Below are 16,842 nucleotides of genomic sequence, written 5' to 3' on the forward strand. Positions count from 1 at the left end.
TATTCCTAAAATGAAACATTAAAACCTACTAACAGCGTGCGCGTTTTTGGGTAAAAATTATTGTAATCAATACCCGGTGATATGCCTCCCTGGTTAATTTCAGGATCAATACCCTTATAGCCCGTAATGGTAAATACATTGTTAGCGGTAAAATATAATCTCATACTACGAACGTTTTTAAAAGGATGAGGTAGGGTATAACCCAGTGTAGTATTGTCTAATCGCACGTATGATCCATTCTCCACATACCTGCTTGAATAGTAAGAGTTTTTTGCGTCAGTTACTTTATCATCTGCTGCACTATTTAATATGTTATTATTGGCAGCGCCGGCAACGTATGACAAGTCGGCTCGTGTAGCATTAAATATCTTGTTGCCAAAAGTGCCCCTGAAGAAAAATCCTAAATCAAAGTTTTTATACTTGAATGTATTGCTCCAACCAGCTAACACCGATGGTTGGGCGCTTCCCAGGTAATAATAGTCGGTTTTTATTGTTGGTGCATCGGTAGTTGTGCCATCTGCCTTATAGAAAAGTGATTTGCCACTAGCGTCTTTTCCAGCATATTTAAATGCGTAGAATTGGCCAAGCGGCTGTCCAACTTTTAAAATTTGCAAAGTGGCACCTGATTGGCCCGGACCTTCCGGATCAGAGTAAAGGGTTTCATCGCTATTACCATAAGGGCCCGATAAACTGGTTATCTTATTTTTATTATACGCAACATTAAGAGATGATGCCCACGAGAAATTGTCATTAACTATAGGTCTGGCATTTAGCGAAAACTCAATACCTTTGTTATTGATGCTGCCGCCGTTAGCCCATATTTTACCGCCTGGCACCAGCGATGGCGATACCGAGTAGTTAAATAACATACCGGTGGTGTTTTTATTGTATACTTCAATTGTACCTGTAATCCTACCTTTCAGTACACCAAAATCAAGCCCTAAATTGGTAGTCGCAGTTTTTTCCCACTGTAAATCGGGGTTTGAACCTTGTATCGGCCCGTAAGCAGCGGCTTGTACGCCATTGTTGTAATAGGTGCCGGAAATGCCATAAACCAGTTTAGCAGTATATGCTCCAATACCAGCCGAATTACCGGTAACACCATAACTGGCGCGTAATTTAAGGTCGGAGAAAAGCGTTTGATCCTTCATGAAATCCTCCTGGCTGATTCTCCAGGCAACACCCGCCGAAGGAAAACTACCCCAGTGATGATTATCTCCAAATACCGAGCTGCCATCACGACGTATGGAGCCCTGGAATAAGTATTTGTCCTTATAGTTGTAATTCACCCTTAAGAAGTCCGAAATCAGCAAATTTTCGCCAAAAGTAAGGTCATTACCAAGATTAATGCGATAGGCCGATATTGCATACGGGTTACCCAGGGTTAAGTTCTGAAAACCAATATTATCGGTAGGGAAATTAGTGCTTGATGCCTGGAAGCCATCTCCGTAAATATTATCCTGGTAGGAATAACCTAATACAGCATTGAAGGTGTGATCGCCGATCTGTTTATCCCAGCTTAAAAAAGTTTCCAGTGTTTTGGCGGAGGTTGAATAATCGGTTCGTAAAGCCGAACCATTGGTACCAAAAAGAGAACCGACTAAAGTGTGTCCAACGCCCAGGCCGGGATCCGGGTTATTATAAAAACTAGATGAAGGATATTTATTGAAATAACTGCTATAGAACTCACCATGTAATGTGGATGTTTTTTGGTAAGAAAGGTTTACATTGTAAGTTAAGTTAAAAGGTAACTTTACTGAAGTATTAAAACCGCCTAATAACACATTGTACTTGGTTTGATCCTGCGCATTATTAACCATTGCCACCGGGTTATAATATCCGGTAGTAGTGAGGTTTTCAAAATAAGTGCCGTCGGCATTCAATACGGGCGAAATTGGCAAGTGTTTCGCCGCTTGCAGTAACACAATATTTTGCAGCGGCTGGTTATTTGAAGTACTTACCGAATTTGATACATTAAGGCTGAATTTGATCTTATCATTCCAGGTGTAATGGTCAATATTGACGCGGCCATTTATACGCTCCAGTGAGCTGGCCGTTAATATACCCATCTTTTTCAGGTAGTTAAGGCTGGCGCTGTAAGTGGTATGCTCTGATCCACCGCTAAATGACAGGTTATGATTTTGCGTAAAGGCAGAAGATCGCTCAATGGCCTTCATCCAATCGGTATTAATTTTACCGGGGTTAACATTATCGTTCGGCAAAAATGTTATTTTGTTTGCAGTTGCATAAGCCTGCAATTGATCAGCATTCATTAAATCAAGGGTGTTTGCCACTTTTTCCTGGGCCACGTAACCGCTATAGGTTACCTGGTCCTGCCCTTTTTTACCCCGCCTGGTAGTAACCATAATAACACCGCTCGCGGCCCTGTTACCATAAATTGCGGTAGCAGCAGCATCCTTCAATACATCAATCGACGCAATATCAGCTGGCGCTATTGAAGTAATATCGGCTCCCGGTATTCCATCTATAACATAAAATGGAGCGCCCGGGCCGTTTACTGTTGATGCCCCCCTTAAAATAACAGCTGCCGGTTTGTTAGGGTCTCCGTTGGCAGTTATGTTTAATCCGGGTACCTTACCTTGTAGCAATTGCCCAATATCGGCAATGGCGCCTTTGTTCAAGTCTTCTGGCTTAACTGTAGTTATCGCGCTTGACAGATTTTTCTTACTGCTTGTTCCATAACCTACTACAACTACTTCATTAAGGATTTTTTGACTTGTAGTAAGCGTTACATTAACTGTGTTTTCATCGTTTACAGTTACTTCTACCGACTCATAGCCAATCAAGCGAAACTCCAATACGCTCCCCTTTTGAGCATTAATAGAGAATTTTCCCTCAGCCGAAGTGGAGGTCGATTTGTCAGTCCCCTTCACTTGCACTGTTACGCCCGGCAACGGGCTTCCTTTGCTGTCATTTACGGCTCCTTTAACAACGCCGGTTTGTGCCGAGGCATTGCTAAAGCCGAAGAAGAATAACATGAGCAAGATACCGAACAGATATCTTGTCATAAATAGTTTGAGTCGAATTGTCATCATATTGGTTTGTTTAATTGGTGGCTTTGCAGGTTAATTAATTTCTGATAAAGCAATATTATTAACTGTTCTATCAACAATTAATAACTGTTTTAGGATTAATTAATTCCTGGCAAAAAGGTTTATAAATGGGTTTTATTGGTTAAAAAAATATCATTTAAAACTCGCTTTCTTACGAAATTTGAATGATTCACTTCTCTAAAAGTGAAGAAATTAAAACTTGGTTTTATCAAATCTGAAGTATTTATTTACGTAAACGTTTACGCAATAATCGTATATTACACACTAATAAACTATTTTAAAGATGGGAGAAATCAATATAAAAAAGCTTGCCTGCGAACTAAATTTATCAGCGGCAACTGTTTCAAGAGCTCTCCGCGATAGTCACGAGATAAGCAGTGAAACCAAGGCCAGGGTACTTGAAATGGCCAAAAAACTCAACTATGAACCTAATCCATTCGCCAGCAACCTGCGCGGGCAAAAAAGTAAAACAATTGCAGTTATAGTACCTGAAATTGCCAATAACTTTTTTTCACTTGCCATTAACGGCATTGAAGACGTGGCACGTGAGCGGGGCTATCATGTATTGATTTACCAAACACACGAGAGCAGCGACATTGAAACTTCATTTCTAATGCGCCTTTTAAGCGGACGCGTTGATGGCATTCTAATATCTCTTGCCTGCGAAACTGTTGATAAAGAACACCTAAGAAAGGTGAGCGATCAACTACCTGTGGTTTTTTTTGATAGGGTATATGATGATATTGAGGGAGTAAAAATCACCACCGACGATTATGAAAGTGCTTATAATTCCGTACAACACCTTGTTGAAAACGGGTGCAAAAAAATAGGGTATTTACAAGCCCTTAACACTTTATCAACCGGTAAAAAGCGGCTACAGGGTTACCTTGATGCCTTAAAATACAATCATTTTCCGGACGATAAGAAATTAATTATGGAAAGTGGTTCAAACAGTGATGAAAACTACGCTCTTATTAAAAATCTTATCGCTGAACAAAAACCGGATGGTATATTATCATCAATTGAGGATCTTGCCATGCCCTGTTACTATGCCTGCAGGGAACTGAAATTGAATATACCCAGTGATTTAAAGCTCATCAGTTTCTCAAACCTTGCTCACGCTGAACTGCTTAATCCATCGCTCACTACAATAAACCAGCCCGCCTTTGAAATGGGCGTGGAAGCTGCAGGCATTTTATTTAAAATATTTAATAAACGATGGTACGAGCCGAATGAAACTATTGTGTTGAAATCTAACCTAATAAAAAGGGAATCCACAATGACCATCTTTTAAAACAGGGCTGACACATTAGAAATTGGAATATGTAATGAGTTTGAGGAGGAATTTATGATTCCAGCCGGCCATTTTCCTTTTGGCTTTGATACTTGCTTTGCTGGTTTTATCGGCTTTTAGGATATTGAGGGCTATTTTTCTGACGACGGCCAGGTTTTGGGCCGCCTGCCTGTTCCTGGTGGTGTTGTAATCCTCGGCAAATCCTACGTCCAATTGCCAATGTAGCTGATTCTCAATCCCCCAATGGGTGCGGATGGCCTGGTTAAAATAGGCGGCATCTGCCCGAAGGCTGGAGATATAGTACCGGTCTTGTACGGTGCGCCCCTCACCAATCATCCTTTCCGATGTTATCATGATGATGCTTTTCATCCCCCGCCAGTTTTCCTGTTCGTCGATCCAGTTAAGTTCATGGATGACTTTACATGTTCTGATCTCCGCCCGGCCATGGCCTTTATCCAGGTGCTGGCTGTAACTGTCCTCCCTGAAGTTGAATTGGTTGGCCACCTGATCATAAAGGGTTTCCTGATTTTGTTTCAGTGCCAGGATATAATCGCCCTGGCTTTCGATGATGTTTTCAGCTATGGCTTTCTGGGTGCCCATTGCATCGATGCTTACTACTGCCCCTTTGATACTTAATAAGGATAACAGGGCCGGGATGGCGGTGATCTCGTTGCTCTTGTCTGCTACTTTTTGTTGCCCCAGCACCAGTTGGTTACGGCCGTACCAGGCACTTACCAAATGTAAGGCACCAAGGCCCTGGTGCTTGCAGGCGCTGTTACAGATGCTCTTTCCATCGATAGCGATCAGTTCCTTTTCGCCGGACGGGTCCGCCGCCTCAATGCCACGGCTAAGTTCTGCTGTCCAGGCACGAAAACACTGTTCAAAAAGCGCTGCATCTATCAGCATAAAAACACGGTTAATCGTGTCATGGCTCGGTATGCCGTTCTCAAGCGGAAGAAGTTGCCGTAAAAAATCTTCTTTTTCTTTGCCGAATTCCTCCATCTCATACCAGCTTTCTGCACCGCAAAGAACGGCCAGTATGGACAGAATGAGTACTTCCAGTAAATTATGTTTCTTATTATTGCCTGTCCGGGGATCCGGAACCCATCTGAAATGTTGGTGTAGTGAGGTCGTCATATCCTTTTTACAAAGAAAAACCTCAAAAGACTTCTAATCCCCAAATAAACACATAAACTTACTCTCGGCTTTCTAACACTTTGTTGATAACACCCCCGATTTTTTTCACTTCTTATGCGTCAGCCCTGATGTTCACTGTGATATCTACTTCTTGTAAAAATATTTTTTTATTGTACTTTAACAACTACCTCATCCCCTTTAAGGGTTTCGGAAGTGGCTTTTAAGCGGATTTCCCCGGCCTGTTTATCTGATTGGATCAGCACTAAACAATATCCGTTAAATGCCATCCGTTGGCTGGCTTTATCCGGTTCGTGGCTGCTGGGGTTGCCATTACCCGTGCCAATAATCCGCCCCGGGCCTTCTATCGAAAACTTCACCAGGCTCGCCGCTGTGGGGACTACCCTTCCTTTGGCATCTTTGATGGCAATCCGGATAACGGCCACGTCGGTACCATCGGCTTTAAGTATCTTAACATCACTGTTCAAGGCTACCTGTGCGGGAGCCGTTGTGGTTTCAACAACGTCGCTGGTTACCAATTTACCGTTTTTATATCCCCTGGCTTCCAGTTTACCGGGTTTATATACCAGATTCCATATCAGCTTGGTATAAGGAACAGCTTTTTGCCGGCCTATTTTTTTTCCATTGAGCACCAGTTCCACTTCGTCGCAGTTGGTGTAACAATGCACCTTTATGCTGTCCCCTTCTTTGCCGGGCCAATCCCAATGCGGGAAAATATGGACCACCGGTTCATTCGTCCAGGCCGCCTTATAAGCATAGTACCCGTCTTTAGGGAAACCACATATATCCATAAACCCGAAGTGAGATGTAACACATGGCCATTGGTATGGAGTGGGTTCACCGCGGTAGTCAAAACCTGTCCATACAAACAAGCCGCCAAGATAAGGGTATTTAACAATGTCTGCCCAGTCTTCGCCAGGCAGCGGCCCCCAGTTTGGTTGCCACAACCCGAGGTTTGAGACATAACCTTTGCCCCAATCATTCTGATACTCGCCGCGGGTAGAAATGAAACTTGTGGTTTCTGTATTAAACTCAACCCGGTTGGGATATTTTTCATGGTCCTTCACATACGCCAGCCCTTTGTCTCCATAATTATATCCCACAACATCCAGCACATCGCTATACCCGCCTTCGTTCCGGCCGTGATTCATGGCAGCCGTCACCGGGCGCGTTGGGTCTATCTGATGGGTGATGTCAACCAGTGTTTTTAGTATCCTGGCCCCGGTCACCGTGCCTTGTATCCACTCTTCATTTTCCATACTCCACATAAAAATGGACGGGTGGTTACGATCCCTGTATAACATGGATTTCAAATCCTTTATCCCTTCATCAGAGCTGGACAACATACGATTCTCATCCAATACAAGTAACCCCATCCTGTCGCACATATCAAGCAGTTCCGGCGTGGGAGGATGATGGGAACAACGATAAGCATTGCTGCCCATTTCTTTGAGCAACTTTAATTTGTATTCGTTTATTTTATCGGGAAGCGCTACACCGATCCCGGCAAAATCCTGGTGGTTGCAAGTGCCCTTCACGGGGTAAAGCTTTCCGTTCAGGAACACCCCATTCCGGTTAATCTCGATTGTTCTAACCCCAAAAGTGGTTTCGTAATTATCGATAACCGTACCGTTTTCAGAAACTTCAGTGAGTACTTTATAAAGATTTGGTGTTTCGGGCGACCAAAGCAAGGGCTTTTTAATAATTCCTTGTTGCGAAAGTTCAATTGTGCTAAAGGGCGCAATTAACTGCGATAAAGTTTTTGTATCAATTATTATTCCTTTATTATCGACAATTTTAGAGACGAGTGTAATATTTTTAACTACGCCGTATTCATTTTTAATATTGGTTTTTACGTTTACATCAGCTTCATCAGGCGAAACTACAGGGGTAGTAACATAGGTACCAAAGCGGTCGATATGTAGCCTGTCGGTTTTATTGAGCCAAACATGCCGGTAAATTCCACACCCTTCGTACCACCAGCCTTCATATTCGGTAGCGTCAACCTTTACAAGAACAACATTTTTGCCTTCGTTACCGTAACGCAAAACATCAGTCAAATCATAGTTTGAAGGTGTATAGCCGCTTTGATGGCTACCCATGAGCTGGCCATTAACCCAAACAGAACTGTTCCTGAAAATCCCGTCGAATTCTATGGATATTTTTTTTCCTTTATCGGTTTCCGGTATTTCAAACTCTTTCCTATAAAAGCCGACCCCACCGGGCAAATATCCGCTAACAGCCGGCGAGCTCCCGATTGATTTATCATTAACAAAAGTCCCCTCTACGCACCAATCGTGCGGCAGGTTTATTTCCTTCCAGTCTTCAGGTTTAAATGTAGCTGCTTTATCAACATCGGTATAAGCTACAACGGCTTCTTTGTTGGTTTCAACTTTTACGTTGATATCTGTCAAACCTCCATAACCGGCTGCTTTCACTGCCCGTTTGATAGCGATATCGCCTTTGTGGAACTGCCAGCTAAAATCAAAATTTTCTCTTGTTCTTTTCGATGAGGCGGCTGCTCTGTTTTGTGCCGCTGCATCAAGAGACCATGAAGCCGATAGCAAGAAGGGTAAGATCACCAAAAGCAATATTTTAAGCAACTTATTGTTAAAGTGTGTATATCTGTTCATAATTTATTTAATAAGCGGCTCCTGAACTACCCAATGGTAACATCAGGGCTGGCTGGTAATTACGTCTACTTCGGCGTATCCTATATTATCATTGCCTTCTGTATTCTTCAAAGCCCTCAGTTTAATATAGCGTGCCTTTACCGTCGCAAACTTTTTAATTTGCATCAACGGGTTGTTTTTGATGTTCGGGAACTCGCCTTCATCTACCAGTTTCCATTCCTTATTATCAAGCGAAACATAAAACTGGTAGGTGGTAATAATACCCGGCCCCCATAAACCAGGATCGGGCAAGTATCTGAAGCCGGACAGGCTTTGTTCTTTTCCCAGGTCTATCACCAAATCAACCGGTACTTTTTTATCCTTGTCCTGATGCCATACTGTATTAGGGTCGCCATCTAAAATTGCTTTCGCCTTTTCATCATCTACTCCTAAAATTCTCCAATCTTTACGGGGCAGGTCGAATTTATCCTCTACTACGGCACTGCTTTTACCTGTAGTGGCATCGCTGGCAATCGCCTTTACTTCTAATTTCCCATCGGTTTGAAATGGGCCGGTATATTTGGTCGAACTTGTGGTTGGGGTACTTCCATCGAGTGTATAATAAACTACCGATTCCTTGTCGGCCGGTGTTATGATGATTTTACCGGATTGATCTCTGATAACCGACGGAGCGGTTAAGATCTGCTGCGCGTTGTAAACGCCTATATTGGAGATAACCGGGCAGCTTTTCGAATCGGTAATGGTCAACCGCACCTTCGTGGCCTTCACACTCGGAAAACGAAGAATACGTTTGTACCCAATAGTTGTTGCAGTGGCTACTTCTTTCCAACTACCGTCAACCAATGCTTCAACTTTGAAGGCCTTCACCCTTTGGCCCAACCGGATATATTCCTGCGCCAGGAAACGGTTGAATGTAGTAGGCTTGCCCAAATCGATGGTCAGCGAAGCATTTTTCACTTTGTCGTCCGTGGCCCAATAGGTATTTGTATTGTTATCAACCGCTTTACCGGCACCAAATTGTTTACTGTTGCCACGAACGTTGGAAGCACTTGTCTTTTTCCATTTAACGAGGTCAACAGCAAACGCGTCCTTAACTGCATTGCCGAATTCCCGGGCTGCTTCTACATCTCTTTTATTGATCAAACCATTTGGCATAATGGGGAAGTTAAGCAGAAAAGTGGCGTTACGGCCAATGGAGTTATAGTAGGTATCCATCAGTTGCGGCAATGTTTTTACTTTAGTATCTTCATTCGGGTGATAAAACCACTCCGGCCGGATCGATGTATTTACTTCGGCGGCAACCCAGGCATTGCCGTTTTCCAAACCGTAATGTAGCATATTGTAGGGCACATCGCCGGTAGCATTGAGCAGGCTCCAATTGGTTTCACCTACATAACCGGCTTCGGTACCTACCCAGCGCAGATCGCCCCTATCGCCACCATCGTTCCAGATCACACATTTTGGCTGTAGTTTATGGATAAGCGCATAAGTATTCTTCCAGTCGTAATAGGTGGTACGGTCGATAGTGCGCGTTTCGTTAGCGCCACCATAATAACCCGACCCGCCGTTAGCACCATCAAACCATACTTCGAAAATAGGGCCGTAATTAGTCAGCAACTCGGTAAGCTGATTCCTGAAATAGGTGATGTATTCCGGCTTACCATAATCCGGATCGTTCCGATCCCAGGGAGAAAGATAAATACCCAATTTTAAACCGTATTCTTTACAGGCATCGGCCATTTCCTTCACCACATCTCCCTTGCCATTTTTCCATGGCGAATTTTTAACGGAATAGGCGGTATATTTTGACGGCCAAAGGCAAAAACCGCAGTGGTGTTTTGCGGTAATTATAATCCCTTTCATGCCCGCTTCTTTACAGGTACGTGCCCACTGCCGGCAATCCAGATCCTTTGGGTTAAATAAATTCACATCTTCGTTACCAAATCCCCAAGACTGATCAGTATAGGTATTCAAAGAAAAATGCACAAATGCATAGGATTCCATTTGTTGCACACGGAGTTGGTTAGCGCTTGGTACCGGGCCAAATGGTTTTGGTCCGGTGGCCTGAGCATTGCAAAAAAGCGTTGGGGACACAGAAAAAACAATCCCCCAAAAAAAATTCTTATTCATAAATTCATATCATTACATTTTCACTTCAGTCTTCCGCTTCAGTTGCTGCTGGTTACGAAAAATCACTATTTCGATTGTTTTGACGCTAACAGAATTCCGGGCCTCCTGCGGATCTTTAAGATTGCCGACCTGTTTGCGATTAAAAGTTAGAATTACATCATTGGTCTGAAACATACAAATTTGTTTGCGCGGCTGCATGCGCCGACCATAACAAAACAGCAAATAATGCTGCAGCCATAACCGTCTTAATGGTTGCCATTTCGTCTTATCGCTATATAAAAAACTCGTCTATTCTACTTCTATAAACTCCGGCTCGTAGGGCGCTACAGTAAAATTACCCGTATAGCTTTTATCAAAAAGGATACTTCTCGATTTTCCGCTCATGGGTATTTCCTTGGGTTCTCCTGTTATGTTCAGGTATAAAAAGTGGTGCTTATCAATTTGCCTCGCCATCACACCATCTGGCACCTGTGGTCCTTTTTTTATGCCCAGTTCATTTATCAGCCCGTCAAGCAATGGGTTTAATACATTGCCATCGGCGGGCAATCCCACATAAATTGCCCTGCCTTTGCCGTATTTGTTAGATGTTATGATTGGGTAATCTTTATCCAAACTTGTGATACTGGCAAGAACCTGAGCACCTTTGGGATCAATGACATCAAACCGTGTCGATTCTGCATTAACAACTACCCCCTTATAGTTGACAGCTAATTTTTTTCCACGATAAGACATTCTTGATATTTCGTTCATCGTTTCTGTCTCTTCATAACCCGCTATCCGTATTCCAAACACGTCGCTTAAACGCCCAGGGTGGGTAGAGGCGAAAACTTTCCCGTTTTCGTCAACCACGGCAGAATTGCTGGTCATTACAACAGTCCCCCCGTTTTTCACGAACTCGCGGATCTTATCGGCGGTCGCCTCATCCATAACGGTTACGCCGGGTACAAAAAGTAATTTATAGTTTAACGAGCTTTTGCTTATTTCCACAACACGGGTATCCATATTGCGGTAGTGAAACAAATTCCAGCAACTCTGTAACTGCTGATCCTGCGCCTCGGGGAAAGCGCTGCTGGCTATTTGGCTGGGAAAGGAGAATGCTAAGCCAACTTCGGGGGTAGCTTTATAAGGAAAAAATTTCTCTATCTTTTTAAATTCGGTGGCTATCTTTTTGTATTCATCATATTTACGGTTTGGAACTCCGTCCCAATCAAGCATCCCTTCCAGGTATTGTTCTTCGCCCGACCACATACTTTGCCAGGTCCATCCGCAAACCATCTGATTGCCGTACATCAACGTAGCATACGCCGATTTCCTGATCGAATTGGGTACCGCCGTCATTGTTGTAAATTCACTACACCAGAAAGGGTTTGTACTTTCAAACTGAATGCGGGATATGCCGAACAATGCGTTCATTACACCCCAATTGGTTACTAAGGAATTGCCGGGATAAAAGCCTGCGCCTTCCCGGGTCATTTTGCCCGAATAAGCAACCTGTGCATAGTCAAAATATCTTAAGGCGCTGTAATACCAGGCATTGGTATTTGTAAGCGCCCCGGGGGCATTGGTATTAATCTTATCGAGCACCTTAAATAAGATCTGGTTCACCTCATCTGAAATAAAACGCCTGAAATCCAATATTTTCTCGGGCGCGCCATTCTTTTCGCCTGTTACGGGTAGTCCAACCTCATCAAAATCGTTGATCCTGCGCGACCAACGCTGTGTAGCCCAGGCTTTGTTGAAATTATCGAGGGTTGAATACTTCTTCGCCAGCCAAATAACAAATCTTTTTCTAACCGTTTCTGAATAGGAAATGGGGCCATCACCAGATTCATTATCAACACCAAAGGCTAAGAGCGCCGGGTGTTTGGCATAATGTTTTGTCAGTGTATCCGCATACCGTACCGCATATTTTTGATACATCGGATCGCCTACATCATCCATGTAGCGATGGTTTGGATATTGCGCAACGCCGCCGGGACTGGTAACATCAATAGAGGGATACTTATGGTGGAGCCAAACAGGGGCCGGGCGAATAGCGATATCAAGGATCACCTTGATCCCTGCTTTATCCATCATGTCCATTACAAAATCAAACCATTTAAAATCGAACTTACCTTCGGCCGGTTCATAACTGTCCCAGGCTAAATGGCCCATCCGCACCACCCTGAACCCGGCGGCCTTCATCAACATGATGTCCTTTTTTATTTTTTCCTGATTTTTATCGTCGTGTGGGTGATAATTGGTGCCGACGTATAGTGTTTGCGCACTAACCGACCAGGACGTGAGCAAAATGATCGAAAATATTAAAAGCTTTTGTATTCTCATTTTCAAAATTAAATCTGTTTTTAATTATAAGGTATGCAGGATGGCGGCTATTCCGGTTGACGGATTTTGCCGAAACCTCGACCCCGTTTTTGAAATCCCACCCGGTTTCGGGAATGGGTATTATTTAACTGAAATCTTTGCTGTTTTTGTGATACTACGCGATGAATTACCTAATTGCAGAACAAATTCGCCGGCTTCTACTTTCCACGATTTTTTTGTTTCGTCATAAAAGGCCAGATCCCGCACCTTTACATAAAGGTCGACTATTTTCGTTTCGCCAGGCTTAAGGAAAACTTTTTGGAAGGCCTTTAGTTCTTTTTGAGGGCGCAAAACCGAGCTGACAGGGTCACTGGCGTACAATTGCACCACCTCGGCCCCAAACCGCGTCCCGGTATTCTTAATCACGAATTTTGCGCGAATTGTGTCGTCCACCCCATAGGTTTTTTTGTCTGCCGAAAAACTGCTGATCGCAAAATCGGTATAAGAGAGCCCGTATCCGAAAGGAAACTGAGGCTGTATTTTTTTGGTATCAAACCAGCGATATCCTACTAAAATATCCTCTTCATAATTGACTTTAAGACCCCTTCCCGGGAAATTGCCCAAAGCATGCGCAGGCGATTGATCAAGCACTACTGGCATGGTAAAAGGTAATTTGCCTGATGGATTAACCTGCCCGCTTAAAATGTCGGCCACCGCATTGCCGGCTTCCATGCCGCCATACCACGACCATAAAATAGCAGGCACCCGGTTTACGATACCGGCTAATTTCACAGGGGAACCGGCTATCATTACAACTACTGTGTTCGGGTTTGCTTTTGCTACTTCCTGTATCAAAATTTCCTGCCCATAAGGCAGGTCCATATTCTGCTTGTCGAAAGATTCTGTATCAAAATCATGGTTCAATCCCCCGAAAATGATTACCACATCTGATTCCCTGGCAGCTTTTACGGCCTCCTGAATAAGGTTCCAATCAATGCGATCCGCATTTGCCTGGCCCCCATTGCTGCCTTCTTTGAAGGTAGATTGTTTGTCATATCCCTGGGCAAAATTTATTTTTACATCAGCCCCGAACTTTTGCTTAATAGCTTCCAGGGGCGTTATTTCGTATAGTGCTTTTATTTCAGAGCTCAGCCCTGCTCCGCAATGTTTCCTGGTAGCGTTATCGCCAATAATAGCAACTGATTTTATTTTTTTGAAATTGATCGGAAGAAAATTGCCTTTATTTTGCAACAGCACCGCGGCTTGCGCTGCAGCATTGTAAGCTGCCATTTGATGATCTTTGGTATTCATTTTGCCCTTTTCGCGCTTACCCTGATCGAACATCTTTGTCTTGAACATTACGCGCAACACATTCGCTACTTTTTCATCAACTACCGATAACGGTACATCGCCCCGCTCAACAGCTTTTATCAACGGATCGGCAAAATACCAATCGTCGTAATTCTTTTTATCGGTACCCATTTCCAGGTCAAGCCCGGTTAATGCAGCCTTTACCGTAGTATGTGCCGCGGCCCAATCAGTCATCAGCACGCCTTTAAACCCGAACTCTTTCCGCAGGATTTCCCTATTGAGATATTCGTTTTCCGAACACCAGCCGCCCCTGAATTTATTATAGGCCGCCATTACAGTATAAGCGCCGCCTTCTGTAATCGCAGCTTTGAAACCCGGCAAATAAATTTCGCGTAAAGCCCTCTCGCTCATTTGCACATCTACAGAATCACGATGCGTCTCCTGGTTATTGGCCAACCAGTGTTTTACGCTCACCGCTACGTCTTTTGATTGCAGCGCTTTGATATAGGCTACGGCCATCCTGGAAATGAGAAAAGGATCTTCGCTCATGTATTCGAAATTCCGGCCGCACAGTGGCGAGCGGATAATATTGATCCCCGGCCCTAATAGAACATCTTTTTTTCGGAACCGGGCTTCCTCTCCCAACACCAGGCCCTGGTTATAGGCCAGGGCGGGATTCCAGGTGGCGGCAAGCGCAGTGCCCGGAGGGAAGCAGGTAGCCGAGTCGGTGGTCCAGCCGGAATAAGCCCAGTCGTCCCGGTTAATTTCTGCACGCACGCCGTGAGGTCCGTCACTCAGGGCCCATTCAGGAATACCCAACCGCTTTATTCCGGACACATAAAACTTCGAATTCGCGTGTAACAAACTCACTTTTTCCTTCAAAGTCATTTGGCTGATCAGGTAACGGATTCTTTCTTTTTGATCGCCATCATTCAACGTTTGCTGTGCGTTGGCCATTCCTGCCATTAGCAGGATAAAAAAAAGTATATGGCAACAGGTCTTCTTCATTATCTTCAACTTTAATATCAGTATATTCATCGGTTATCGTTTGGTCAGGTTTACCAGGATAACATCATTTTCCCGGATCTCTACTTGGCTGGAATACTTAGCACCCGGTTTTATTTCTATTTGCCGTACAGCGATGGGAGAGCCGTTTTGTTCTTTTAACTTTTCAACCTGCTGCTTGTTCAGTTGCTTTAGCCGGCCCATATCCACATAACCTGTATAGGCATCGTTCACCCCCGTAGCCTACTTTATAAATTTGCATAGTGTACTTTCCGGCAGGCATATGAGATAAATTTATTTTCACTTTACCTTTTGGCCTGGCGGGCAGATCTTTGATATAATAAGCCTGATTATTAACCGAATCGGGCAGTGTATAGGTATGTATGCCCAATATTAATAACAGGCGGCATTGTGTTCATATTAAATAACTTTAATTTTCTGCATAATATTTTAGTGAGCGCCCGCATTGAGGGCGCTAATTGTACGCTGATCTTTTACCGAGTAATTTCGCCTGTCCAAAGCGCCGCCCGTGTCCCAAAAAAATGGCAGCATTCCGTTTGCTTTTGCTTGTTTTGTAACATAAGTCAGCCAGTAATCCACAGCATCGTTGTGCGTTGCCAGGTCTAAAGGAACGTGACTGCCGCCGTTACGCCTGTAGGCTCCATACTCGCCCAACAAAACAGGAATTCCCTTATCAGCGAATTTTATTTTCATCTTATTGAAGGTGGTATTTACATAACTCTCTTCGCCCCAACCGGCATTGCGGTCGGGTTCTATTGTAGAATGATGCCCCGCCCCCCAATAGTAGAACATTTTGCCCCAGTTAGCGTCACCATCCATCAGACAAAATTGATAGGGGCTGTAATAATGCACCTCTACCATCATCCGCGCTGCCGCGTGGTCCTGCGGAAGGCCGGTCATCAAATCATCGGTCTTATCGATATCTGTTGAAGGGCCCTGTACTACCAATACCCTGTAGCTGTTCCTGCCGCCGGTGGATCGCACAGCATTAACAAAGGTTTGATGATAGGTGGCGAGTATGGCCATTTTTTCGGCATTGTCTGCGGGCGGCTCATTGGTGCCGGCAAACATCAAATGTTCATCAAAATCACGCATGGTGGTTGCAATTTGCTCCCACAACGCCTTTTGTTTAGCATTGACAGAATCTTGCTTAAGCGTATTAATGTTACCATCTAACCAACCGCCATCCCAATGAATGTTGAGCAGTACGTACATATCATTCTTTACGCAATAGCCCACTACTTCTTTCACCCTTTTGAGCCAGTTGGGGTCTACTTGCTGGGTTGCCTGGTTGCTTAAATGTGTCCAGTTCCAGGCGCAGGGAATACGAATGGCATTAAATCCCTGGCGTTTTACAAATTTTATGTAATCCTCTGTAATAACAGGGCTACCCCAGCCTGTTTCTCCACCCGGAGCCTCAAAGGTGTTGCCGATGTTCCATCCCAGGGTAATTTTAGCCGCAAGCTGAGCAGCATTGCTGCTCATACCTGTGGCATCAGGGGGTTGGGGTGAAGTATTATAAGTGGGATATATGGTGGCATCTTGCGACACCTTTACCCTTCTTGCCTGCCCATTGGAAGAGTTAATCACTAAAAAATCAGAGCGGATTGACCCTGTGCTATTTTCCGATAGCGTTGTTAAATGAACAACTACACTGCCGCTACTTCCCGCTGTGGCGCTCAATTTAAGCCAGGAAGAAGCCGGGTTGCTCACGCTCCAATCCGCATTAGATACCAGCGATAAATCCAGGGTTCCGCCTTCGGGAGTAAATGTTATTTCAGATTGGCTAACAGTTAGTTCTGGTGCCGCGTTACTTGTTTTTTTACAAGCGAGAAAAGATAATACTGTAAAAAGAAATATTGATGTTTTAAAAGAATACTTTATTTTCATTTTCTCCTAATCTTTACCTAAAAGA

The 16,842-nt window shown here is 44.0% G+C and carries 10 protein-coding genes; 2 read left to right on the forward strand and 8 right to left on the reverse strand.

The window, feature by feature from the left end:
• Positions 1-5: 5 nt before the first annotated feature.
• Positions 6-3,029 carry a SusC/RagA family TonB-linked outer membrane protein gene (locus AC1DYT_RS24765; RefSeq protein WP_477472177.1) on the reverse strand — a complete coding sequence of 1,008 codons (3,024 nt, stop codon included), beginning with the start codon at positions 3,027-3,029 and terminating at the stop codon, positions 6-8.
• Positions 3,030-3,357: 328 nt separating this feature from the next.
• Here AC1DYT_RS24765 and AC1DYT_RS24770 point away from each other — a divergent pair, with 328 nt between their 5' ends.
• On the forward strand, positions 3,358-4,368 hold the full coding sequence (locus AC1DYT_RS24770) for a LacI family DNA-binding transcriptional regulator (protein ID WP_477472178.1): 1,011 nt from the start codon (positions 3,358-3,360) through the stop codon (positions 4,366-4,368).
• A gap of 15 nt (positions 4,369-4,383) precedes the next feature.
• Here the strand turns inward: AC1DYT_RS24770 and AC1DYT_RS24775 are convergent, their stop codons facing one another.
• The 7 genes from AC1DYT_RS24775 to AC1DYT_RS24805 all read right to left on the reverse strand — a co-directional run bounded on the left by AC1DYT_RS24775 (position 4,384) and on the right by AC1DYT_RS24805 (position 16,703).
• Positions 4,384-5,505, reverse strand: a complete 1,122-nt coding sequence (locus AC1DYT_RS24775) for an ISAs1 family transposase (protein WP_477472179.1) — start codon at positions 5,503-5,505, stop codon at positions 4,384-4,386.
• A 167-nt stretch (positions 5,506-5,672) separates the two neighbouring features.
• Positions 5,673-8,156 (reverse strand): beta-galactosidase GalA, encoded by a 2,484-nt coding sequence (gene galA / locus AC1DYT_RS24780; protein WP_477472180.1) that lies wholly within the window; start codon positions 8,154-8,156, stop codon positions 5,673-5,675.
• A 42-nt stretch (positions 8,157-8,198) separates the two neighbouring features.
• Positions 8,199-10,286: a discoidin domain-containing protein gene (locus tag AC1DYT_RS24785; protein ID WP_477472181.1), complete on the reverse strand. Its 2,088-nt coding sequence runs from the start codon at positions 10,284-10,286 to the stop codon at positions 8,199-8,201.
• Between the two features lie 288 nt (positions 10,287-10,574).
• Positions 10,575-12,611, reverse strand: coding sequence for a beta-galactosidase (locus tag AC1DYT_RS24790; protein ID WP_477472182.1), 2,037 nt, complete (start codon positions 12,609-12,611; stop codon positions 10,575-10,577).
• Between the two features lie 120 nt (positions 12,612-12,731).
• Complete coding sequence (locus tag AC1DYT_RS24795; RefSeq protein WP_477472183.1) at positions 12,732-14,909, reverse strand: glycoside hydrolase family 3 C-terminal domain-containing protein; 2,178 nt, start codon at positions 14,907-14,909, stop codon at positions 12,732-12,734.
• Positions 14,910-14,942: 33 nt separating this feature from the next.
• Positions 14,943-15,140 carry a hypothetical protein gene (locus tag AC1DYT_RS24800; protein WP_477472184.1) on the reverse strand — a complete coding sequence of 66 codons (198 nt, stop codon included), beginning with the start codon at positions 15,138-15,140 and terminating at the stop codon, positions 14,943-14,945.
• Between the two features lie 216 nt (positions 15,141-15,356).
• Positions 15,357-16,703 (reverse strand): cellulase family glycosylhydrolase, encoded by a 1,347-nt coding sequence (locus tag AC1DYT_RS24805; protein WP_477472192.1) that lies wholly within the window; start codon positions 16,701-16,703, stop codon positions 15,357-15,359.
• Between AC1DYT_RS24805 and AC1DYT_RS24810 the strand changes: the two genes are divergently transcribed.
• A complete protein-coding gene (locus AC1DYT_RS24810; RefSeq protein WP_477472193.1) occupies positions 16,600-16,827 on the forward strand; it encodes a hypothetical protein in 228 nt (75 codons plus the stop codon). The two genes, AC1DYT_RS24805 and AC1DYT_RS24810, sit on opposite strands and share 104 nt — an antisense overlap.
• Positions 16,828-16,842: the final 15 nt, after the last annotated feature.

The organism is Mucilaginibacter sp. P1_D10 (genome assembly GCF_056406215.1).